This is a genomic window from Lysobacter arseniciresistens ZS79 (assembly GCF_000768335.1).
GTDB lineage: Bacteria > Pseudomonadota > Gammaproteobacteria > Xanthomonadales > Xanthomonadaceae > Novilysobacter > Novilysobacter arseniciresistens.
This window is the reverse complement of sequence record NZ_AVPT01000002.1, coordinates 108,358-129,376: the sequence shown is the minus strand read 5'-3', so window position 1 is coordinate 129,376 and position 21,019 is coordinate 108,358. Positions and strand designations below refer to the sequence as shown.

General features: G+C 70.1%; 20 protein-coding genes. 3 read left to right on the top strand and 17 right to left on the bottom strand.

The genetic code is table 11. The annotated features are described in order from the left end of the window. Positions 1-63 precede the first annotated feature (63 nt). The 3 genes from N799_RS01990 to N799_RS01980 form a co-directional block, all read right to left on the bottom strand. Complete coding sequence (locus N799_RS01990; RefSeq protein WP_036207278.1) at positions 64-1,992, bottom strand: LTA synthase family protein; 1,929 nt, start codon at positions 1,990-1,992, stop codon at positions 64-66. Between the two features lie 116 nt (positions 1,993-2,108). Then, positions 2,109-3,770, bottom strand: a complete 1,662-nt coding sequence (locus tag N799_RS01985) for a phosphoethanolamine transferase (protein ID WP_036207077.1) — start codon at positions 3,768-3,770, stop codon at positions 2,109-2,111. Then, on the bottom strand, positions 3,767-4,483 hold the full coding sequence (locus N799_RS01980) for a phosphatase PAP2 family protein (protein WP_052100990.1): 717 nt from the start codon (positions 4,481-4,483) through the stop codon (positions 3,767-3,769). The genes N799_RS01985 and N799_RS01980 overlap by 4 nt, the downstream gene beginning before the upstream one ends. A gap of 172 nt (positions 4,484-4,655) precedes the next feature. Between N799_RS01980 and N799_RS01975 the strand changes: the two genes are divergently transcribed. Further along, positions 4,656-5,348 carry a response regulator transcription factor gene (locus N799_RS01975; RefSeq protein ID WP_036207074.1) on the top strand — a complete coding sequence of 231 codons (693 nt, stop codon included), beginning with the start codon at positions 4,656-4,658 and terminating at the stop codon, positions 5,346-5,348. Next, positions 5,348-6,634: a sensor histidine kinase gene (locus N799_RS01970; RefSeq protein WP_036207071.1), complete on the top strand. Its 1,287-nt coding sequence runs from the start codon at positions 5,348-5,350 to the stop codon at positions 6,632-6,634. The genes N799_RS01975 and N799_RS01970 overlap by 1 nt, the downstream gene beginning before the upstream one ends. A 29-nt stretch (positions 6,635-6,663) precedes the next feature. Here the strand turns inward: N799_RS01970 and N799_RS01965 are convergent, their stop codons facing one another. From N799_RS01965 to N799_RS01950, 4 genes are read right to left on the bottom strand one after another with little or no spacing between them, the layout of a single operon-like run. Continuing rightward, positions 6,664-7,188 carry a protein tyrosine phosphatase family protein gene (locus N799_RS01965; RefSeq protein ID WP_036207069.1) on the bottom strand — a complete coding sequence of 175 codons (525 nt, stop codon included), beginning with the start codon at positions 7,186-7,188 and terminating at the stop codon, positions 6,664-6,666. Beyond that, the gene (locus N799_RS01960) at positions 7,185-7,616 is read right to left on the bottom strand and encodes a DUF6691 family protein (RefSeq protein WP_036207067.1); all 432 of its coding nucleotides are present in this window, start codon (positions 7,614-7,616) and stop codon (positions 7,185-7,187) included. The genes N799_RS01965 and N799_RS01960 overlap by 4 nt, the downstream gene beginning before the upstream one ends. Continuing rightward, complete coding sequence (locus N799_RS01955; RefSeq protein WP_036207065.1) at positions 7,613-8,038, bottom strand: YeeE/YedE family protein; 426 nt, start codon at positions 8,036-8,038, stop codon at positions 7,613-7,615. Before N799_RS01955 ends, N799_RS01960 begins: the two co-directional genes overlap by 4 nt. After that, a complete protein-coding gene (locus N799_RS01950) occupies positions 8,035-8,907 on the bottom strand; it encodes an MBL fold metallo-hydrolase (protein WP_036207063.1) in 873 nt (290 codons plus the stop codon). Before N799_RS01950 ends, N799_RS01955 begins: the two co-directional genes overlap by 4 nt. Positions 8,908-8,991: 84 nt before the next feature. Between N799_RS01950 and N799_RS01945 the strand changes: the two genes are divergently transcribed. After that, positions 8,992-9,330 (top strand): ArsR/SmtB family transcription factor, encoded by a 339-nt coding sequence (locus N799_RS01945; protein WP_052100988.1) that lies wholly within the window; start codon positions 8,992-8,994, stop codon positions 9,328-9,330. Between the two features lie 25 nt (positions 9,331-9,355). On the opposite strand, the gene scpC is transcribed toward N799_RS01945, so the two are convergent. From scpC to N799_RS01895, 10 genes are all read right to left on the bottom strand, one after another. After that, positions 9,356-10,870, bottom strand: coding sequence for a succinyl-CoA:acetate CoA-transferase ScpC (gene scpC, locus N799_RS01940; protein WP_036207058.1), 1,515 nt, complete (start codon positions 10,868-10,870; stop codon positions 9,356-9,358). 150 nt (positions 10,871-11,020) lie between these two features. Continuing rightward, positions 11,021-12,841 carry a DUF885 domain-containing protein gene (locus N799_RS01935; protein WP_036207055.1) on the bottom strand — a complete coding sequence of 607 codons (1,821 nt, stop codon included), beginning with the start codon at positions 12,839-12,841 and terminating at the stop codon, positions 11,021-11,023. Positions 12,842-13,029: 188 nt separating this feature from the next. Then, entirely contained in the window at positions 13,030-13,401 is a 372-nt protein-coding gene (locus tag N799_RS01930) for an EF-hand domain-containing protein (protein ID WP_036207052.1), read from the bottom strand. A 107-nt stretch (positions 13,402-13,508) separates the two neighbouring features. After that, complete coding sequence (locus N799_RS01925; protein WP_052100986.1) at positions 13,509-14,198, bottom strand: DUF502 domain-containing protein; 690 nt, start codon at positions 14,196-14,198, stop codon at positions 13,509-13,511. Between the two features lie 35 nt (positions 14,199-14,233). Further along, on the bottom strand, positions 14,234-16,249 hold the full coding sequence (locus N799_RS01920) for a bifunctional serine/threonine-protein kinase/formylglycine-generating enzyme family protein (protein ID WP_160279946.1): 2,016 nt from the start codon (positions 16,247-16,249) through the stop codon (positions 14,234-14,236). Positions 16,250-16,396: 147 nt separating this feature from the next. Further along, complete coding sequence (locus N799_RS01915) at positions 16,397-16,858, bottom strand: DUF4442 domain-containing protein (protein ID WP_036207046.1); 462 nt, start codon at positions 16,856-16,858, stop codon at positions 16,397-16,399. 62 nt (positions 16,859-16,920) lie between these two features. After that, entirely contained in the window at positions 16,921-17,787 is an 867-nt protein-coding gene (trxA, locus tag N799_RS01910) for a thioredoxin (RefSeq protein ID WP_036207044.1), read from the bottom strand. An 84-nt stretch (positions 17,788-17,871) separates the two neighbouring features. Beyond that, positions 17,872-19,188 (bottom strand): metal-dependent hydrolase family protein, encoded by a 1,317-nt coding sequence (locus N799_RS01905; protein WP_081974646.1) that lies wholly within the window; start codon positions 19,186-19,188, stop codon positions 17,872-17,874. A gap of 65 nt (positions 19,189-19,253) precedes the next feature. Beyond that, complete coding sequence (locus tag N799_RS01900; protein WP_036207042.1) at positions 19,254-20,018, bottom strand: ABC transporter permease; 765 nt, start codon at positions 20,016-20,018, stop codon at positions 19,254-19,256. Next, the gene (locus tag N799_RS01895) at positions 20,015-20,929 is read right to left on the bottom strand and encodes an ATP-binding cassette domain-containing protein (RefSeq protein WP_036207040.1); all 915 of its coding nucleotides are present in this window, start codon (positions 20,927-20,929) and stop codon (positions 20,015-20,017) included. The genes N799_RS01900 and N799_RS01895 overlap by 4 nt, the downstream gene beginning before the upstream one ends. Positions 20,930-21,019: the final 90 nt, after the last annotated feature.

Below are 21,019 nucleotides of genomic sequence, written 5' to 3'. Positions count from 1 at the left end.
AGATCGGTTCTCCCGGACACTGCGATGCCGTCCCGGAGTACCTGTTTCCGCACAGCGCTGCCGTCACGGAATGCGATACCACTGCTTCTGGTAAGCGAGCGATCCCCACAGTGCCTGCGCATGCGCGGTCTTCGCCAGCGCCGGGTCCAGCGGGGCGGGTTGCAGGCGCCTGGTGGCGAGGTCGTAGCGGAACTGCTTCGGCGGCTTCTGCGGTTGCAGCACCACCACGTCGTCGCCCTGCATCCAGGCGAAGTTGGCGTCGTACTGCATGAGGGCGCGGCCGGGCAGGCCGGGCGTGGCGCGGGTGAGGTCGCGGCCGGTCATCGGGGTCGGGTCGTCGATGCCGACCAGGGACAGCAGGGTCGGGCCGAGGTCGATCTGGCTGGCGATGCGGTCGTCGCGGCGCGGGGTGATGCCGCCGCCGAGGATCAGCGCGGGGATGTGGAAGTTGTCGATCGGGACGAGGTCCCGGCCGAATACGCGCGAGTCGTGGTCGGCGACGACGAGGAACACGGTGTCGTCCCAGTAATCGGAGGCCATCGCGCGCTCGAAGAACCGGCCGACGGCGTGGTCGGCGTACTTGGCGGCGTTGTTGCGGGTCTGCTTCGGCTGCTCGTACAGGGCGATGCGGCCGTCGGGGAACTCGAACGGGTCGTGGTTGCTGGATGAGAACACCAGTCCGAAGAACGGTTTGCCGGCGTCGTGCAGGCGGTTGAACTCCTCGTCGGCGCGGGCGAACAGGTCTTCGTCGCTGACGCCCCATGAGCCGGTGAACTGCGGGTCGAGGTAATCCTTCTGCTCGATCACGCGGCCGAAACCGTTGCCGAAGAAGAAGCCGCGCATGTTGTCGAAGTGGCTCTCGCCCCCGTAGTAGAAGGTGGTGTCATAGCCGCGCGCGCCGAGGGTCCGGGCCAGGGTGTAGAAGTCGCGCTGTGCCTTGGGCTGCTTGACCACCGCTTGCGCCGGCGTCGGTGCGAAGCCGGCGACCACCGCCTCGATGCCGCGCACACTGCGGGTGCCGGTGGCGTACATGCGGGTGAAGGTCCACGCCTGCCCGCTGAGGCGGTCGAGGTTGGGCGACAGTGGGCGGCCGCCGAGGTGACCGATGAATTGCGCGCCGAGGCTCTCTTCCAGCACGATGACGAGGTTCTTCGGCGCGCCGGTATACGTTGGCGTGCGCACGGCGAGGGTGGGGATGCCGTCGTTGGTGAAGGCGTCCGCGGGCAGGCCGGTGCCGGCGCGGACCGCGGCGATCACCTCGTCTTCGGGCAGCGCGCCGTACAGGTCCATCGCACTGTCCTCCTGCTGCAGCCACTGTCGGGTGGCGTGGGCGAGCGCGTAGAAGGAGTTGAGCGGCAGCTGGTTGACCAGCGGGTTGGAGCTGAAAGCGACCATCGCCGGGTTGAGCGGACGGTGACCGAGGGTGGAGCGCGCGCCCATCGCACACAGCAGCAGCGCCAGCGTGGCGACAACCACGCGCAGCCACGCGGGGGCAACTGCGCGTGGGCGGGTCGAGAGCGCACACGCGGCCTTCCATCCCAGCCACAAGGCCAGCGCGACCGCGACCGGTGCCAGCATCAGCTGCAGCGGACGGCCATGCCACAGGGTCGAGAACACTTCGCGCGGGTAGACCAGGTATTCGAGGAACAGCCGGTTCGGCCGCAGCCCGTACTCGCCCATGAAGCCGGGCGTGGCCAGTTCCAGTTGCAGCAATAGCGCCATGCACGCAGCCAGCCACAGCGGCACCGCGACGCGCAGGATGCGGCTGACCGGCAGCAGCAGCACCGCGACCGCCGGCAGGGCAAGCAGCAGGCACAGCGTCGCCACGTCAACCCGTACGCCCTGCAGCAGGACATTCGTCCAGCCGTGGACATGGCTGACCTGGTCGAACTTCCACAACGCCAAGCCCAGCCGCGAGGCGCTCAGCAACACCAGCCCGGCGACGAAGAACCACAGCAGCGGCTTGGCTGGCCCCAGCGCTTTCGACAACATCGGCAACACCTGCACGTACGTCGGCACGACGACGTCATCGTCAACAGCGAGGGGTCGGAAGCCGGTGGGAGGGGTGTCGGAGAAGCGTCGGAATGACGCGTCTCGACCGGTCTCGTTCAGCCGGGCCGGCAGCCGGCGGTGAGGTCGCGCTCGGGGACGTAGGCGGCGGTGTGCACGTCGAACAGGCCGAGCACGGTCGGGAACAGGGCGTCGTGGCTGGCCGGCTGGGTGGCGCGTTCGCGCAGGCACGGCAGGTCCAGTCCCGCACCCGCGGCGAACCGCGACGAGAACCACATCAGCATCGGAACCTGCAGTTGCTGCTGCGGCGCGATCGGGTAGGGCATGCCGTGTAGGTACAGCCCATTCTCGCCCAGCGACTCGCCGTGGTCGGACAGATACAGCAGCGCGGCGTCGTAGCCCTCCACTTCACGCAGCCGGGCAATCGCCTGCGACAGCACATGGTCGGTGTAGAGCACCGCGTTGTCGTAGGCGTTGACGATCTCCTCGCGCGAGCAGTGGCCCAGTTCGGCCGTTTCGCAGGCGGGCAGGAAACGCTTGAACGCGGGCGGATAACGCTGGAAGTAGCTGGGGCCGTGATTGCCCAGCATGTGCAGGACGATGACCCTGTCGCCGGCGTCCGCTCCGGCCCGGCGCGGCAGGCCCGCCAGCAGGCCCTCGTCCAGGCAACGCAGGCCGTCGCACAGGGCGGGGTCGGCAGATGCGGCCGCCGACTCGAACTCCAGCCCTTCGCACACGCCCTTGCAGCCGCTCTGGTTGTCATGCCACGTCACGTTCACCCCGACGCGCTGCAGGACATGCAGCAAGGACTGGTGCGTGCGGATGCGATCCTCGTCGTATTCTTCGCGTCCCCAGGGCGAGAACATGCACGGCAGCGAGACCTCGGTGCTGCTGCCGCAGGCTTGCACGTGCGGGAAGTTCACCACGTCCAGGCCCGCCAGTTCCGGCGTGGTCTGGCGCTCGTATCCGTTCAGGCCCCAGTTCTGCGCCCGTACGGTTTCGCCCACCACCAGCACCAGCAGGCGTGGCTTGCGGGTGGCCGCCGCTGGCGCTTGGCGCGCGTCCACCGCCACGGGCAGCAGGGGCGCGTCATGCGTGGGAGGGTGCGCGAGGGCAAGATTGCCCAGGCCGTACAGATAGTTGGCCGGCGTCACCAGATAGCGCGCCTCGTGCTGGTTGCGTAGCAGGGAAGACAGGTCCTTGAACGAGACCGCGGCGCCCAGCATCAGCAGCACCCACATCGACAGCAGGAACCCGGCGCGCACCAGCAAGGCCCGCGACATCGGCCGGCGCACCAGTTCCACGCGCGACAGCAACGCACACGGCACGCCCGCGAACACCAGCAGGTGCCGGCCGAGCCCGGGGGTGAACAACTCGCGCGACTCGGCCCAATCGGTATGCAACACGTTGCGCAGCATGTCGGCGTCCAGGTACACGCCGTAGGACTGCATGTGGAAGGTCGCACCGGCGGTGACCACCAGCAGCAGCGACAACGCCGGCTTGGCCCACGGCCGCGCCAGCAGCAGCCCGAGCAACAGCCCGTGCAGCCCGAACAGCAAGACGAACAACGCCACCGCCAGCCGCCACTGCGCCCAGCCATGGCCCAATGCCGCCTGCCAGAACGGCCCGTTGGCGGTCAGCGCGAAGTAGCCGCTGGCCAGCATCACCAGCGCCTCCACCGTGCTTCGCGGCCGCCATTGTGCGACTGCGCGCAAAGCCTCTGCCCACAACGGTGATCGGGCCAGCGGGATGCTGCTCATGCCAGCATCTCCGCGCGGCGCGAACGGAGCACCCAGCGGGACAGCCCCAATGCGATGAACCAGCAGATCGCCGCGCTGTACAGGTCGTGCGACAGGAAGTGCGCCCCGCGCAACTGCTGGTCGATGCCGAACAGCAACCCGAGCCCGAGTCCGGCCGCCAACCCGCGTCTACGCCATCGGGGCCGTACCGCATCAAAAAAGAAGTACAGCGCCAGCCATGCGTAGCCAGCGCTGGCGTGGCCGGCGGGGAAGCAGCGTCCCGGCGTTTGCCCGGCGGCCTGCCATGGACGGTGGTAAGCGCGGGTGCCACCGTAGCGCGCGAGATCCCACGGACAATCCATCTGGCTATGGGCCTTCAGCGCCGAGACCAGTCCTGTGCCAAGCAACACTGCCAACGCCAGGTAGCCCAGCGGTCGGCGCCACGCGTGCCAGCCGGGATGCAGCAGCGACGCCAGCCACGCCAGCACCACGCCCACCCACGCCGCGGTCGACGCATGGCGCGCGCCCGTGTGCAATACCGGCCCGGTCAGCCAGTGCGATTGCAGCGCCCAACGTCCGCCTTCCCACGCATACAGCCAGTCGGCCAGCCACAGGTCGCCGCGCAGACCCAGCAGCCAGACCGACAGCAACGCCAACGCGGCCAACGGCCACACCCACAACGCCACGTCTTTGGAACCCATGTACGCATCACCACGACCGAACACGCTGCGCATGCTCGGGATGGCCACGTCGGAAGCCGGTGCCCGTCACGTCGGAGCCGCGTGCGTGCGGCGTCGGAGCGCCGTCGGACGCCTGTGGGGTTTCGGTTAACCTGCCGCCGACGGATTTCCGACATGCCTCGCCGCACGCTGCACGGCGGCCGAAGGCCGACACCACGGATTGCCCATGCGCCTGCTGGTCATCGAAGACAACCGCAACCTGGTCGCCAACCTGTTCGCCTACTTCGAGGCGCGCGGCCACGTGCTGGATGCCGCGCCCGACGGCATCACCGGCCTGCACCTGGCGCTGACCCAGCCCTATGACGCGCTGATCCTCGACTGGATGCTGCCGCGCATGGACGGCCCGGAGGTGCTGCGCAAGCTGCGCGACGAGGGCGACAGCGACATGCCGGTGATCATGCTGACCGCGCGCGACGAGCTGCCCGACAAACTCGAAGGTTTCCGCGCCGGCGCCGACGACTACCTGACCAAGCCGTTCGACCTGCCCGAGCTGGAAGTGCGGCTGGAGAGCCTGCAGGCCCGCATCCAGGGCCGCGCGCGCAGCCGTGTGCTGGAGGTGGAGGACCTGCGGCTGGACCTGTCGACGCTGGAGGCCAGCCGCGGCGAGGCCCCGGTGCACCTGTTCCCGGCGGGCCGCAAGCTGCTGGAGGTACTGATGCGCGCCAGCCCCGCCGTGGTCACCCGCGAGCAGCTCGAACGCGTGCTGTGGGGCGACGAGCCGCCCGACGGCGACATGCTGCGCTCCCACATCTACGAGCTCCGGCGCGAGGTGGACGGGCCGTTCCCGGTCAAGCTGATCCAGACCGTGCCGCGCGTGGGTTACCGGCTCGCACGCGTGGCCGCGGCGGACGGACGCTGATGAAGTCGCTGCGCCCGCGCAGCCTGCGCCACCGCATCGTGCTGTGGTTGCTGGCGTTCGCCACCGCGCTGACGGTGGCGGTGATCGCCCAGGGCACGGTGGTGGTCGAGTACGTCGAACGCATCGTGTGGAAGTCGCTGCTGACGGTCGAGCTCGACCACTTCATCGATCGCAGCCGCGAACAGCCCGGCTACCGCTGGGACGATACCGACGGTTTCACGGTCTACGTCGGCGCCCGCGCCCTCGACCTGCCGGCCGAGTTGCGTGGGCTGGACGAGGGCCTGCATGACGAGTTGCGCATCGGCGGCGTCAGCCACGCAGTGCTGGTGCATGACGACGCCGGCACCCGATACACGCTGGCGATGGACATCGAGGCGTTCGAGTCCGACGAATCCGGTTACGAGCTGCTGACCGTCGTCGCCGCTGCGCTGTTGCTGCTGGCGGTCAGCATCGCCGCAGTGTTCGGCGTGAGCCGGCTGCTGCGGCCGTTGAGCCGGCTGGCCCAGCGCATCGGCACCATGGACCCCGAACGCGGCGCCGGACGGATCGAACTGGAGCCGGGCGCCGGCTCGGAGCTGGTGGTGATCGCCGATGCGTTCAACGGCTACCTGCAACGCAATGCGCAGTTCGTGGAGCGCGAGCGTGCCTTCATCAACACCGCCAGCCACGAGCTGCGCACGCCGGTGGCGGTGATCAACGGTGCCGCCGAGCTGGCCCTGCAGGACGATGCCGATCCGGCGGCCACCCGGCACCAGTTGCGACGGATACAGCGCAGCGCCCGCGACATGGAGCAGCTGATCATGCTGCTGCTGGCGCTGGCCAAGGACCCGGCGCGGCTGGCGCGCACCGGCAAGCCGCTGGCGCTGGACGTGCTGCTGCCGCAGATCGTCGACGACCACCAGCACCTGACCGCCGGCAAGTCGTTGCAGCTGCGGCTGGCACCGCCGCCACCGTGCGAGATCAATGCGCCACCGGGCATCGTCCGCGCCGCAATCGGCAACCTGCTGCGAAACGCGATCGAGAACAGCGACAGCGGCTGCATCGACATCCGCCTGCAGCCCGACGCCACCGTGGTGATCCACGACCCCGGCCACGGCATGAGCCCGGAGCAGATCAGCGCGGTCTACACCCGCATGGCGCGCGCCGGAGAGGGCACGGGCGAACCAACCGACTCGGGTATCGGGCTGGAGCTGATCACGCGGTTGTGCGAGCACTTCGGCTGGCGGTTGGAGTTGCAGTCGGGTCCGGAGCAGGGCACCACGGCGACCCTCCAGTTCCGCGCCTGAGACGTCGGCATCGCGGCCGGCCGAGGCAGTCAGCGAAGCGGCTGGCCGGCGCCGGCCTCGATCCGCTGGCGCACCTCGTCCTCCAGCCCGGTCAGGCCCCATTCCCTGCCGGTCGCGATCGCCTGTTCGAGCGGCTGGCCGCCGATCCACGCCGCGCGCAGCGCCGCCATCGCGCCGACCCGGTTGCCGCTGCCGCAATGCACCAGCACCGGTTGCCCCGCCTCGCGCAACATCGTGTCGAAGGCCTGAACGTTCTCGCGAGTGAGGTCGGCGGCACCGGCCAGCGGCAGGTTGGCGTACGCGAGCCCGGCGCCGCGCACCGCGGTCGCCTCGTCGAAACCGGGGGTTTCCGCGTCGGGGGTGAGGTCGATGACGTGGCGGATGCCGGCCTCCCGCAGGGTCGCGATGTCGTCCGCGGCCAGCCGTCCGGCGGTGACGATGCCCGGCGCGGGCGCGCGGGCGTTGGCGATGTCCGGGAGTTCGCCGCCGGTCGACGGACCCGCGCAGGCGGCGAGCGTCATGGCGGTGGCAAGCAGGAGCGGATGCGGCTTCATGGCGTAGGGCCTCGCGTACGGGTGACCAGGTGGTGGAGGAGGGTGCCGGCGAGCATCGCCGGGACGAACCAGAGCGCTTCGGTGGACATGATGCCGAGGCCGGCCAGTGCCGGTCCCGGGCAATAGCCGGCGATGCCCCAGCCGATGCCGAACAGCGCCGCGCCGCCGAGCAGCCGGCGGTCGATGTGCCGGAGGCTCGACAGCTGGAACGCCGCGGCCAGCACCGGCCGACCGCGCCGCAGCACCGGCCGGAACAGCAGCGCGGTGGTCGCCACCGCACCGCCCAGCACGAACGCCAGCGTCGGGTCGAAGTCGCCGAACAGGTCGAGGAAACCGAGCACCCGGCGCGGGTCGGTCATGCCGGACATCGCCAGCCCGAGTCCGAACAGCGCCCCCGCCGCCAGCGCGGCCAACGTCGGGCGGCTCATGGCCAACCCCACAGGTGCCGCATCACGTAGGTGGTCGCGATCGCCGTCGCCATGAACGTCGCCACCGCCGCCACCGAGCGCATCGACAGCCGGCCCAGCCCACAGACGCCGTGGCCGCTGGTGCAGCCGTTGCCCATGCGCGTGCCGAAGCCGACCAGCAGTCCGGCAACCACCAGCCAGGCGCGCGGGAAGTCGCCGCGCGGCAGCGGCGCGCCGGGCACGAGGGCCATGTACAGGCCGCCGGCTGCAACCAGCCCGAGCAGGAACGCGAACCGCCACGACACCTCGCCCGCGCGCGGGAAGAGAACCCCGTTGAGGATCCCGCTGACGCCCGCGACGCGGCCGTTGAGCCACAGCAGCAGCGTCGCGGACAGGCCGATCAGCACGCCACCGGCGAGCGCGAGCCACCAGTCCGCGTTCACGCGCCACCCCCGATCCGGTCGAGCGGCAACCGCAGGTGGCGGATGCCGTTGGCGTCGGCCGGCGGCAACTCGCCGGCGGCGATGTTGACCTGCAGCGCCGGCAGGATCAGCCGCGGCACCGGGAGGGTGGCATCGCGCCCGCGGCGCATCTCCACGAAAGCGTCCTCGTCGACGCCGTCACCGACATGGATGTTGTCGCGGCGCTGGTCATCAGGCGAAAACTGCGCCGTCGCCCCGCGCCCGTCCGGCGGGTAGTCGTGGCAGAGGAACAGCCGGGTGCCGGCCGGCAGGTCGAGCAGCCGCCGGATCGACCGGTACAGTGTGCGCGCGTCGCCGCCGGGGAAGTCGGTGCGCGCGGTGCCCGTGTCCGGCGCGAACAAGGTGTCGCCGACGAACGCGGCATCGTCGACCACGTAGGTCACGCTGTCGGCGGTGTGGCCGGGCGTGGCGACCACGCGCACTTCGAGGTCACCGATCGCGAGGGTGTCGCCGTCGTCCAGCAGGCGGTCGAACTGGCGGCCGTCGGTGGCGAACTCCGGTCCCAGCCCGAACAGCGGGGCGAAGTGCGACTGCACGCCGCGGATGCCGCGGCCGATCGCAACCTTTGCACCCGTCTCGCGCTTGAGGTGGGCCGCCGCCGTGAGGTGGTCGGCGTGGGCGTGGGTTTCGAGGACCCACTCGACCGTGAGCCGCTGCGTGCGAGTGAAGGCGAGCACGGCGTCGGCGGAGGCGGTCGAGGTCCGCGCGCTCGCGGGGTCGTAGTCCAGCACCGGGTCGATCACCGCGGCGTGGCCGCCCGCACGGTCGTAGACGACGTGGGTGAAGGTGGCCGTGGCCGGGTCGTGGAAGCTCTGCACCAGCGGACTCATCGGAGGCTTTCCGTTCTATAATTTAGATAAATCTAAATTAATGCGGGTCGGAAGTGTTTGTCAAGATTCATCTAAAATAACGCTATGTCCCGAACAAACCGGAAGTCCGCACGCAAGCTGCCCCCCCCCGCCGAGATGGCGCGGCACGCCGACGAGGCGGCTGCGCTGCTGAAGGCGCTGTCACACCCGGCGCGCCTGCTGGTGCTGTGCCAGTTGGTCGAGGGCGAGCATTCGGTGGGGGAGTTGCAGCCGATCACCGGCCTGAGCATGTCGGCGCTGTCGCAGCACTTGGCGGTGCTGCGCGAGATGGCGCTGGTCACCACTCGCCGCGAGTCGCAGACGATCTTCTACTCGCTGGCCGAGGGGCCGGCGATCGGCGTGATGGAAGCGCTTTACGCGGCGTACTGCGCGGCGAAGGGATGATTGCCATCCCCGCCGCTTCCCGGCTTCAGCCCGGCCGCATCGTCCCCGTTTCCACGAACCGCCGGTGCCACGACAGCGCCTCGTCCAGCAGGTGCGGGGTGTGCTTGCCGTAGCTCTCCCGGCTGGCGCGGTCGAAGTAGTCCTGCAGCATCGGCTTGTAGTCCGGATGCGCGCAGCGCTCGATGATGAGCCTGGCACGCTGCTTCGGTGCCAACCCGCGCAGGTCGGCCAGGCCCTGCTCGGTCACGATCACCATCGTGTCGTGCTCGGTGTGGTCGACGTGGCTGGCCATCGGCACGATGCCGGAGATCTTCCCGCCCTTGGCCGTGCTCGGCGACAGGAACACCGACAGGTAGCCGTTGCGGGTGAAGTCGCCGGAGCCGCCGATGCCGTTCATGATCCGGCTGCCGGCGATGTGGGTGGAGTTGACGTTGCCGTAGATGTCGGCCTCGATCATGCCGTTCATGGCAATGCAACCCAGGCGCCGGATGATCTCGGGGTGGTTGGAGATCTCCTGCGGCCGCAGCAGGATGCGCTTGCTGTAGAAGTCGACGTTGGCGTTGAACTCCTCGATGCCCGCCGGGCTGAGCGAGAACGAGGTCGCCGACGCCATCCGCAGGGTGCCGTTCTTCAGCAGCTCCAGCATGCCGTCCTGAATCACCTCGGTGTACGCCGCCAGGCCCTTGTAGCCGCCCTGAGAGAGGCCGGCCAGCACGGCGTTGGCGATGTTGCCCACGCCCGACTGCAGCGGCAGCAGTTTGTCGGTCAGGCGGCCGCGCTTGATCTCGTGGTCGAGGAAGTCGAGCAGGTGGCCGGCGATCTGTTGCGAGGCCTCGTCCGGCGGGCTGAAGGCGGAGTTGCGGTCGGGCGCATCGGTTTCCACCACGGCAATGATCTTGGCCGGGTCGACCTTCAGGTACGGCTCGCCGATGCGGTCGTCGGGCGCGGTCAGCGGGATCGGCTGGCGGTGCGGGGGCAGGGCGGTGCCGTAGTAGATGTCGTGCATGCCGTCCAGCGCGGCCGGCTGCCAGCGGTTGACCTCGATGATCACCTTGTCGGCCTGGTCCAGCCAGGTCTTGTTGTTGCCGACCGAGGACGACGGGACCAGCCGCCCGTCCTCGCGGATGCCGGCGACCTCGATCACCGCCACGTCGATGTCGCCGAAGAAGCCGAACCAGGTGTGCTGGGCGACGTGGCTGAGGTGGATGTCGATGTAGTTCAGCGTGCCGGCGTTGATGCGCTCGCGCACGTTGGGGTCGGACTGGTAGGGCAGGCGCAGCTCCATGCCCTCGACCCTGGCCAGTGCGCCGTCCAGTTCTGGCGCCGTCGACGCGCCGGTCAGGACCTTGATGCGGAATGGGTGGCCTTCGCCGGAAGCCTGCTCCATCCGCGCGGCCAGTGCCTGCGGCACGGCCTTGGGGTAGCCGGCGCCGGTGAAGCCGCTCATCGCCACGGTCATGCCGGGCTGGATCAGTTCGGCGGCCTGTTCGGCGGTCATCAGCCGCTCGCGCAGGCGCGGGTCGAGGATGCGCTGTTGCATGGAAGCCCCGTCGTTGCTGGGTCCCCCCGATTCTAGGCCGCGGGTCGTGGGCGGGCCGTTGCGTGGCTGGAACGGTCGATTCCGGTCAAAAAAGGAAGGGCCGGCATTGCAGCCGGCCCTTCCATGTGCACCGCTTCCCCGCAGGGCGGCTCAGGCCTTTTCGCTCTCGATCCAGCGGTTGATCTTGTCCTCCAGCACGTCCAGCGGCACCGAACCATCCTTCAGCACCTCGGCGTGGAATGCGCGCACGTCGAAGTCCTCGCCCAGCGCCGCCTCGGCCTTGTCGCGCATCTCCTGGATCTTCAGCTCGCCGATCTTGTAGGCCAGCGCCTGGCCGGGGATGGCCATGTAGCGCTCGGCTTCGGCGGTGGCCTGGGTCTCGGACTCGGCGGAGTTCTCCAGCATGTATTCGATCACCTGCTCGCGGGTCCAGCCCTTGCTGTGCAGGCCGGTGTCGACCACCAGCCGGATCGCGCGCCACAGTTCGTTCTGCAGGTAGCCGAAGTAGCTGTACGGGTCCGTATACACGCCGAGATCCTTGCCGAGCGACTCCGCGTACAGTCCCCAGCCCTCGGTAAAGGCGGTTTCGCCGCCGAAGCGGCGGAAGGTAGGCAGGCCGGTCAGCTCCTGCTGCAGGGCGAGTTGGAAGTGATGGCCGGGGATCGCCTCGTGCAGGAACAGGTCCTCGGCGTCCCAGGTCTTGCGGGTCGGCAGGTCGTAGGTGTTGACGTAGAAGATGCCCGGTCGGCTGCCGTCCTCGCTCGGCCGCATGTACGAACCGCCGGCGGCGGACTGCGCGCGGAACGGCTCCACCGGACGGATCTCGAACGGCGCCCTCGGGGTCAGCGAGAACAGCTCGGGGATCTTCCGGTTGACCTTGTCCTCGAGGCCGCGGTAGTGCGCGAGCAGAGCGTCCTCGGACTCGAACGAGAACCGCGGGTCGGTCTGCATGAACGCGAAGAAGTCCTGCAGCGAGCCCTCGAAGCCCACCTCGGCCATGACCTTGCGGATCTCGCCGTGGATGCGCTCGACCTCGTCCAGGCCGATCTGGTGGATCTGCGCCGGGGTGAGGTCGGTGGTGGTCGAGTTCCTGGCGCGGAAGGCGTACCACGCCTCGCCGTTGGGCAGCGCGGCCATGCCGGCGGTGTCGCGCGTGTGCGGCATGTAACCGGTGGCGATGTACTCGCGCAGCTCGCGGTAGGCCGGCATCAGTTGTTGTTCGATCAGCGCGCGGTAGTCGGCGGTGATGCGTTCCTTCTCCTCGGCGGAGAAGGATTCGGGCATGTCGGCGATCGGCTTCCAGAACAGGGTGTCGGCGGCGTCGTCCTTGATCAGCGCGTCCAGCTGCGGCAGCACCTTCTCCATCAGCGCACGCGGCTGCACCACGCCGGCTTCGACGCCCTGCTTCATGTTGGCGATGGCCTGGTCGAACAGCACCGGCACCTGCGAGGCGCGCTTGCTCCAGTTGTCGTAGTCCTCGACCGTCTTGAACGGCTGCGCGCCGGTGCCCGAACCCAGCTGCACCACGGTGGAGGCGATGTTGTAGAACTGGTTGACCGGTTGCATCCACGACGGGAACTGCTCGCTGGCGAGCTCGTCCTTCGCGTTGCGCACGAAGATCTGGTAGCTCAGCAGGTCCTGGCCTTCCAGTCCTTCGGAGCCGACCGCCTCGATCTTCTCCAGCCAGCCGGCGGTGAAGTCATGCGACCTGTCGCGGTACTCCTCCGACAGGAAGTTCGGCAGCTGGTCGTTGTAGCGCGGGTCGCCCTGGAAGGTGGCGGCCAGCGGGTTGAGCTTCAGCATCTCCTCCCAGTACTGCGCGTAGAGCCTGTCGAGCTGCGCGGCCTTGTCGGTGGCGACCTCGGCGGACCCGGTGGCCTGGGCGGCATCGCTGGCGGAGGTCGGGCTGCAGGCGGCCATCGCGCCGGCGAGGGCCAGGGCGAGCAGCGAGCGGGTGAGGCGAAGCGTCATCGGGTTCTCCGGTCGGGCGTGGAAGACACAATCGCCGAGCGTCCCCGTGATGGCCGGTGGCGGCATGGGCCAAAGGTCACTGCGCCGTGGCCGCCGTCACGGATGCGGGCAGGCGCCGGATACGGCGAAGCCGGCGCTGTGGCCGGCTCCGGTGGGGCTCTGCGGGACGGGTTTGCCGGCCTGGTGGCTCAGTAGACCCAGGCCAGCACTTCCTTGAAGGTGAGGCGGTCGTCGTTGTCCTCGTCAACCGAGTCGAACTGCGCCGACAGGTCGCCCGGCGGGGCGGTGCGGCCAGTAGTCGCGGCGGCTTCGGTGCGCAGCAGGTAGCCGTCGTCGTCGCGGTCGAGCGCGGCGAAGTCGACCCCGTATTCGGCCGACGGCGCGATGCCCGGCGACGAGGTGACCGTGACCGGGCCTGCGGTGGTGTCGAGCGTCACCGATTCCACCACGTCTCCCGGCGGGATCGAGTTGAGGCCTTCGTTGCGGGCCTCCTGCGCGTGGATCGCGCCGCTGGCGATGCAGAGCGTCGCGGCGGCGGCGAGGGTGGTCAGTGTGTTCATGGGGACCTCCTTGCGGCTTGCGCAACGAGGCTAGCGGCGTACGCGTAACGGTACGGTCCGGTCGGCGTGATCGAAGCGTTGCCGTGGTGGGCCTGGCCCGCCGGGGTTCAGGCTTGCGACGGCCGCGTGTCGGCGGGCGCGGGTTTCGCCGCCGGTGGCGAGAACGGAATCGACTCCGGCGACACCGCGCCACCGGAGATGATGAAGCTCATCGCCTGGTCGACGGTCCAGTCGGTGGGGGTGATCTTTTCGACCGGGACGATCTCGAGGTAGCCGGAGGTCGGGTTGGGGGTGGTCGGCACGTACACCGCCGCAAGCTCGCGACCGGTACCTTCCTCGCGCAGTACCCGCGTGACGAAGCCGATCGACTTCATCTCCCGGTGCGGGAAGTCGATCAGCACCACGCGCTGGGTGCCGTCGGGCTTGGTCTGCAGGATGTCGAGCAACTGACGCGCGCTGCCGTAGATGGTACTGGCGAAGGGAATCCGGCCGATGAGCGACTCGAACCACCGCAGCAACCGCTGGCCGAACACGCGGTGCGCCATCACGCCCGACGCGAGGATCACCAGCAGGGTCGCTCCCAACGCGATGACGGTCTGCACCCACGGCTGTGCCAGCCAGCCGGCGATGTGCGGGTAATCGGTGGCCAGCCGCTCCAGCAGCGGCCCGGTGACCGGCCGGCTGGTGTCCGACAGCAGCACGAACACGAATTTGGCCACGACCCAGGTCAGCCACAGCGGCAACAGGGTCAGCAGGCCGGTGATGAAGAGGCGTTGCAGGGTGGGGGGCTTGCGCATCGCGCGATTGTACGCGGCGGCGCGAGTGTCCCCGGCTACAGCTCGCGCACCAGGCGGAAGCCGACGTCGTCGTAGCCGCGGCCGGCGTCGAGCGTGCGCGCGGTGGCGTCCTTGTTGCGCCACGACGTGCCGGCGGCCTTGCGCTGGCTGCAACTGGCGCCGCAGTCGCGCAGCCACAGGGCGAGGTCGCGGCCGCTGATCTCGGGGGCCATCTGGCGCGACTCGGCGGCCGTCGGCAGGCGGTAGCGGTGGCCGGTCTGGCGGCTGTACCACTCGGCGTAAGCCTGGGCGTCGGCGGAGGACACGCAGACCACCGGTTCGTTGTCGCCCTGGCCGAACCCCGGATCTTTCCAGTCGCGCGGCGCCAGCACGCGCAGCAGCGATGCGCGTTCGCGGCAGCGTGCCGACTCGCGCCCGCTGAGGGTCGCGAAGCGGGCGTACTCGTTGCGGCTGACCGGCTTGCGGCTGATGGCTACTCCACCGGTGCCGAGCACGCTGCCGGCTGGATCGTCCGGCAACGCCTCGCCACGCGACGGGATCGCGTCGGCGCGTGCCAGCAGGCGGGCGCCGGTCGGGTCGGGGGCGCCCAGTTCGCCGGCCAGCGCGACCACCGCGGCGGCGGCCTTGTGGTCGAACCCGCGCTCGGCGGCGGTCATGCGGCGGTCCAGTGCCTCCTCGATCGCCTGCAGCAGTTCCGGCGACAGCGCCGGCATCGTGCCGCCGGTGTCCTGTTCCAGCTGGCGCAGGTGGTCGCGGTATTCCAGCGCGCGGCTGTCGTTGCCGCGGTCGAGGTTGTCGACCAGCTCCGCTCCCAGCGCGGTGGACAGCCCGGCGGCGACGCGGTGGACCTCGGCGTTGTCGGGGTCGGCCTGCCAGGCGCGGACCACGCTGGCGTAGGCGTTGGCATCGGCCGGCGCGGTGAGGTTGCGCGCGGCCAGCTGCCGGCGGGCGTCCTCCAGCGCCGCCTGCACCGGCGCTTCCGGCAGCGGGCGCATCATCGAGGCGATCGGGTCGTCGCCGGTTTCGGCGACCGTCCCCGATGGCGTGCCGGCGCGCAGGAATCCCTCGTCCGCGCCGCGCGCCAGCCACAGCGACAGCAGCCCGGTGATGCCGATCACCACGATCCCGGCCCACAGCGGGCGCGGCACCGCCTTCAGCTGCCGCATCGCGCGGTCGCGCCAGAGGGTGACGCGCGGCCAGCTGCGCCGGCGCTCCACCAGCGTCAGCATGTCGGACATCTGGTCGACGTCCTGGAAGCGCTCGCCGGGTTGCTTGGCCAGCGCGCGGTTCATGAAGCGCTGCCAGTGGCGCAGGTGCGGTGGCAGTTTCGGGATCGGGTCCTGCGCGTGCATGACCGCCATCGAGAGCGCGTCGCCGGCCTGGTAGGGCAGGTGGCCGCACAGCATTTCCCAGGCCAGCACGCCGAGGCTGTAGAGATCGGCGCGGCCGTCGACGTCCTCGCCGCGGGCCTGTTCGGGGGCCATGTAGGCGGTGCTGCCCACGGCCAGCCCGGCCGCGGTGACGCGCGGCCCGAAGCCGCGCCGCAGGGCGATGCCGAAGTCGGCCAGCAGCGGCGACTCGGTGTCGTCGAACAGCACGTTCTCGGCCTTGACGTCCCGGTGTACGACCCCGTGGGCGTGGGCGTAGCGCAGTGCGGACAGCAGCGCGCGCAGGGTCTCGACGACGCGCGGCTCGTCGACTCCGCCACCCTCCAGCTGGAAGCTGCGCTGGCCCAGATGGCCGCGCGCGAGATAGGGCATCGCGTAGTAGGGCAGGCCGTCGGCGGTGCGGCCCAGCTCGTGGATGCGGACCACGTGCGGGTGCTCCAGCCGCGCGATGGTGCGCACCTCGTTCTCGAAGCGGCGGCGGCTGACCTCGTCGGACAGCGCCTGGGTGGCCATCACCTTGATCGCCACCTCGCGCCCGAGCGCGGCCTGCTCGGCCAGGTACACCGTCGACATGCCGCCGTGGTTGATCACGCGCAGCAGCCGGTAGCCCTTGATCACGGGCAACGGCGGCGCGCTGGCATCGATGGTCGGCGGATGAGACATCACGGCCCCCTGTGGCGGGTCGAGCATACCCTCGCCCGCCTGCGGGTTGAATCGCGGGTGTCCGGTTCCGTGGCCGCGGCCACGCATGGGTGGCGGGCTGCGGACGGACGCGGCCCGCAACTGACGCGAAGTGTCAGGCGGGACAGGTCAGTCGCGGCCGCGGCGGTCCTTCTTGAGGCGCACGTACAGCTGCTTGCGCACCCGCGCGACCACCTCGCCGTCGCCGTCGACCACGTCGGTCTCGAACCATCGCAGGACCTTGTCGCCGCCGGCGCTGTCGCGGCGCAACTGGTCCAGCACTTCGTCGGTGAGGTCGAAGCTGGCGTGGACGGTGCCGCGGCCGGGCTTGATGAAGTCGATGCTGCCGGCGCGGTCCCACACCAGGTGGTCGCGGCCGATCGACTGCAGCACCAGCAGCATCCAGAACGGATCGGTCATCGCGAACAGGCTGCCGCCGAAGTGGGTGCCGACGTAGTTGCGGTTCCACGGCCGCATGCGCAACTCGACCCGGGCGTGGCGGTAGTCGTCGCCCAGATGGGTGACGTGGATGCCGCTGAACAGGAACGGCGGCCACAGGTTGATGCCGCGGCGGAACAGGCTGGCTTTCATGGGCAGGGCAGGAGACGTGGGCCCGCCAGCCTGCCATACGGATGCGTACAGTCAAGCCCGCGTCAGAAGAGAACGGACGCCATCCTGCGCCGGTAGCGGCCGACCAGCTCGGGATCGTCGATCACCTGGAAGGCGTCGATCAGGGCCTTGCGCGGCAGGCCTTCGGCGAAGTCGCGGTCGTGCTGCAGCATCGCCAGGAACTGCTCGAGCGCCTCCTCGGCGCGGCCGGCCACCAGGTGGTGCGCGCCAAGCAGGTGGCGCGCGTGCAGGTCGGCCGGATCGGCGGCGACGGCTTGCTGCAGCGAGCCGGCCGGCGGCGCGTCCTTCAGCAGCGCCGCGAACCCGAGGGCGGCGCGGGCGCGGCGGGCGCGGTCGTCGGTGGCGAGGTTGGCCGGCAGGCCGTCCAGCAGCTGCTCGGCCTCGGCGGTGGCGCCGGTCTGCAGCAGGGCGACGGCGAGGTCGAGCTTCAGGCCGTCGTTGTCGGGCGTCAGCGCCAGCTCGCCGCGCAGGCGGGCAACCTCGGCCTGCGGGTCCAGCGGCGCGGCCGGTTCCGCGGCAGTGTCTTCGGCCGGCGCGGCCGGCTCGATGCCGTGCTGGCGCAGCAGCTCGCGGATCTGCCCCTCCGGCACCACGCCGGGGAAGCCGTCGACCGGCTGGCCATCCTTGAGCACGAACACGGTCGGGATCGAGCGGACCTGGAACGCCGCGGCGATCTGCGGCTCCCTGTCGACATCGACCTTGGCCAGCACGAACGCGCCGTTGTACTCGGCGGCCAGCTTCTCCAGCACCGGCCCGAGCTGCTTGCACGGCCCGCACCACTCGGCCCAGAAGTCGACCAGCACCGGCGTCTGCAGCGACTTCTGCAGGACGTCGGTTTCGAAGGTCTCGGTGGTGGCGTCGAAAACGTGCGGCGTAGCGGTGGCGGTCATGGCGGCTCCTGGATGCTGGACCGGACATGGTGCCGGAGGCCCGGCATTCCAAGCCGGGCACGGGCGGCGGGCGGGCGCGGCGGGTCAGGGCGCCGCGCGGGCGTCGCCGGGACGGCGGTAGACCACGCCGTCCTTCATCACGAAGTCGACGGCCAGCACCGCCGCGATGTCCTCGACCGGGTTGCCCGGCACCGCGACGATGTCGGCGCGCTGGCCGGCCGCGATGACGCCCTGGTCGTCGACGCCGAGCACTTTCGCCGCGTCGATCGTCGCCATCTGCAGCGCCTTCGCCGCCGGGATGCCGGCCTCCACCAGGTAGAGGAACTCGCGTGCGTTGTCGCCGTGCGGGCCGACGCCCATGTCGGTGCCGAACGCCATCGGCACGCCGGCCTCGTAGGCGCGTGCCGCGGTCTGCTGGATCAGCGCGCCGATCCGCGCCGCCTTCGGCCGCACCACCTCGGGGAAGTAGCCGTCGATCTTCGCCTTGTCGGCGACGAAGCGGCCGGCATGGATGGTCGGGATGTACCAGGTGCCCTTGCGCTTCATCAGCGCCATCACCTCGTCGCTCATGTAGGTGCCGTGTTCGATGCTGGTGACGCCGGCCTCGACCGCGCGGCGCATGCCTTCCTCGCCGTGGGCGTGGGCAGCGACCCTGTAGCCGTAGTCCTTCGCCGTCTGCACGACCGCGGCGACCTCGTCGACGGTGAACTGCGGCGCGTCACCGGACTTCGCGTACGACAGCACGCCGCCGGTGGCGGTGATCTTGATGACGTCGCTGCCCTCCTTGTAACGCTGGCGCACGGCCTGGCGGGCGTCGTCGACCGAGTTGATCACGCCCTCGGTCGGGCCGGGCGGGCCGAGCAGGTGCGACAGGGTGGAGTTGTAGCCGTTGGTCGGGTCGGCGTGGCCGCCGGTGGTGGCGATCGACTTGCCCGCGGCCCAGATCCGCGGCCCGTCGACCAGCCCGCGGTTGATCGCGTCACGCAGGTGCGGCGCGACCTCGCCGCCGAGGTCACGCACGCTGGTGAAGCCGGCCATCAGGGTCTTTTCGGCGTAACCGACCGAGCGGTAGGCGTAGTCGACATCGTCGAGCCGGAAGCCCTCCGAGTAACTGTTCTCGCTGGACTGGCCGCCCAGGTGCACGTGCAGGTCGGTCCACCCGGGGGTGCAGGTGTGGCCGCCCAGGTCGACCACCTCGGCGCCGGCGACGGCTTCATGCCCGGCCGTCACGCCGGCGACCTTGCCGTCACGCACCAGCACGGTATGCGCGCCGAGCACCTCGCCGCTGCGGCTGTCGAACAGCTGGCCACAGTGCAGCCCGGTGGGTGTCGCGGCACCTGCAAGCGCCGGCGCGAACGCGAGGCACAGGAGGGCGACTTGGCTCGATGATCGGATCGACATGGACAATTCCCGGCAGAGTGGCCGCAGCTGGAGCGGTGTCCTCGATTGAACAACAAGCCCGGCGATCAAATATCGTCGCGGCGCACGAAACTCCACAAACCCAGTCCGGTCACCACGAGGCCGCCGATCAAACCGATCAGCATCGCCATCTCGATCCGCTCGCCTCCGCGCCCCGCCAGAACCTGCGCCGGAATCGACCAGGGATACAGATGGCCGAAACGCTCCGATTGGCCGATCAGGATGCTGCCGACGCTGGCGATCATGCCGACGCTCACCGCGACGGTGAAGCTGCGCCAGCGGATCGAAATCCAGTGGTGCAGGGCGATGATCAGCAATGCCGCGACCAGGCAGGCGCCGATCCGGGTCGCCAGGAAGGCCCAGGGCGGCGCCCCGGCGATGCCGGATCCGGGTTGCAGTAGCGCCAGCAGCCAGCCTCCAAGCGGGATCAACACCAGCAGCGACGCCATCGCAAGGGTGACGGTGGCAGTGAGGGCGAACTGCTTGGCGAGATAGTGCGCGCCACGCGGCAGCGGCAGCGCGAGCAGGTGCTTCCATTGCCGGTTGCCGTGTTCCAGCCCCGCCAGCAGCGCCGATTGCAGGGTCACGAACAGCGGCAGCATCAGGAACGCCCAGAACACCAGGGTCTGCTGGGCGAACGTGAACCACGCGTCCTCCGGGGCAGGCATGGGGCGATTGCCAGGCTCGAACGAGGCGATTTTCAACGTGATCAGCGCGACCACGGCGGCTGGTGCGACCAGGCACATCCACAGAGCCAACGTGCCGCGTAGCTTGAGCGCCTCGGCCGACAGCGCCCGCAGCAGCGCGGTCATGTCGCCACCTCCGCCTCGCGGGTCAGCTCGAAGAACAGCGACTCCAGAGACGGACGCTGCAGGGCCAGGTGCGACACGGCGATGCCGGCCTCCACCAGCATCCGGTTCAACTCGGCCTCCGCCCGGGCGCGGAGCCGCACGCCCAGCGCGCCGGGCTCGACGTGGTTGACGTCCTCGCCGGCGGCCTGCAGCACGGCGACCGCGCGTGCCGGGTCGTCGCAGTGCAGGCGCACGACCGGGCTGTAGCGGGCGTGCAACTCGGCGATCGAGCCCTGGAACCGCAGCCGCCCGCCATGCAGCACGCCGACATGGCTGGCCACCTGTTCGACCTCGCCGAGCTGGTGGCTGGAGACGAACACGCAGATGCCGTGCTCGACGGCCAGCCGGCGCAGCAGCCGGCGCATGTCGAGGATGCCGGCCGGGTCGAGGCCGTTGGCGGGTTCGTCGAGGATAAGCAGGCGTGGCCGGCCCAGCAGCGCCAGCGCAATTGCCAGCCGCTGGCGCATGCCCAGCGAGTATTCGCGCACCCGGCGCGCCGCCGCGCGCGCGATCCCGGTGATGGCCAGCACTTCGTCGATCCGCGCGCGCGGACAACCCAGCAGCCGCCGGGTGACTTCCAGGTTCTGGCGGCCGCTGAGGTGCGGGTAGAGGGAGGGCGAGTCGACCAGCGCGCCGACGCCTTCGAGTACGCGCCGGTTGCCGCGGTCCAGCGTTTGCCCGTGGAGCCGGATCACGCCTCCGTCGGGGCGCAACAGCCCGAGCAGCAGGCGGATCGTGGTGGTCTTGCCGGCGCCGTTGGGGCCGAGGAAGCCGTACACGATCCCGGCCGGAACCGCGAGGTTGAGGTCGAAAACGCCCTGTCCGCCGGGGAATCCGCGCCGCAGGTGGGTGGTCTGTATCGCCAGCGTCATGCCCTTGGGTCTCCCTGTGTCACCGGTCCAACGGTGATGCCGCGGTGGTGTGCGGGCATGTGCCGGAGGTTGACCAACCAGCGATGGCGC

Bases quoted from the DNA above. Each gene is read 5' to 3' on its own strand.
- N799_RS01925 (WP_052100986.1), bottom strand. From the start codon at position 14,198: ATGCGCAAGCCCCCCACCCTGCAACGCCTCTTCATCACCGGCCTGCTG.
- scpC (WP_036207058.1), bottom strand. From the start codon at position 10,870: ATGCAACAGCGCATCCTCGACCCGCGCCTGCGCGAGCGGCTGATGACC.
- N799_RS01950 (WP_036207063.1), bottom strand. From the start codon at position 8,907: ATGAGTCCGCTGGTGCAGAGCTTCCACGACCCGGCCACGGCCACCTTC.
- N799_RS01895 (WP_036207040.1), bottom strand. From the start codon at position 20,929: ATGACGCTGGCGATACAGACCACCCACCTGCGGCGCGGATTCCCCGGC.
- N799_RS01935 (WP_036207055.1), bottom strand. From the start codon at position 12,841: ATGACGCTTCGCCTCACCCGCTCGCTGCTCGCCCTGGCCCTCGCCGGC.
- N799_RS01930 (WP_036207052.1), bottom strand. From the start codon at position 13,401: ATGAACACACTGACCACCCTCGCCGCCGCCGCGACGCTCTGCATCGCC.
- N799_RS01920 (WP_160279946.1), bottom strand. From the start codon at position 16,249: ATGTCTCATCCGCCGACCATCGATGCCAGCGCGCCGCCGTTGCCCGTG.
- N799_RS01915 (WP_036207046.1), bottom strand. From the start codon at position 16,858: ATGAAAGCCAGCCTGTTCCGCCGCGGCATCAACCTGTGGCCGCCGTTC.
- trxA (WP_036207044.1), bottom strand. From the start codon at position 17,787: ATGACCGCCACCGCTACGCCGCACGTTTTCGACGCCACCACCGAGACC.
- N799_RS01945 (WP_052100988.1), top strand. From the start codon at position 8,992: ATGTCCCGAACAAACCGGAAGTCCGCACGCAAGCTGCCCCCCCCCGCC.
- N799_RS01980 (WP_052100990.1), bottom strand. From the start codon at position 4,483: ATGCGCAGCGTGTTCGGTCGTGGTGATGCGTACATGGGTTCCAAAGAC.
- N799_RS01985 (WP_036207077.1), bottom strand. From the start codon at position 3,770: ATGAGCAGCATCCCGCTGGCCCGATCACCGTTGTGGGCAGAGGCTTTG.
- N799_RS01975 (WP_036207074.1), top strand. From the start codon at position 4,656: ATGCGCCTGCTGGTCATCGAAGACAACCGCAACCTGGTCGCCAACCTG.
- N799_RS01970 (WP_036207071.1), top strand. From the start codon at position 5,348: ATGAAGTCGCTGCGCCCGCGCAGCCTGCGCCACCGCATCGTGCTGTGG.
- N799_RS01900 (WP_036207042.1), bottom strand. From the start codon at position 20,018: ATGACCGCGCTGCTGCGGGCGCTGTCGGCCGAGGCGCTCAAGCTACGC.
- N799_RS01965 (WP_036207069.1), bottom strand. From the start codon at position 7,188: ATGAAGCCGCATCCGCTCCTGCTTGCCACCGCCATGACGCTCGCCGCC.
- N799_RS01905 (WP_081974646.1), bottom strand. From the start codon at position 19,188: ATGTCGATCCGATCATCGAGCCAAGTCGCCCTCCTGTGCCTCGCGTTC.
- N799_RS01990 (WP_036207278.1), bottom strand. From the start codon at position 1,992: ATGTTGTCGAAAGCGCTGGGGCCAGCCAAGCCGCTGCTGTGGTTCTTC.
- N799_RS01960 (WP_036207067.1), bottom strand. From the start codon at position 7,616: ATGAGCCGCCCGACGTTGGCCGCGCTGGCGGCGGGGGCGCTGTTCGGA.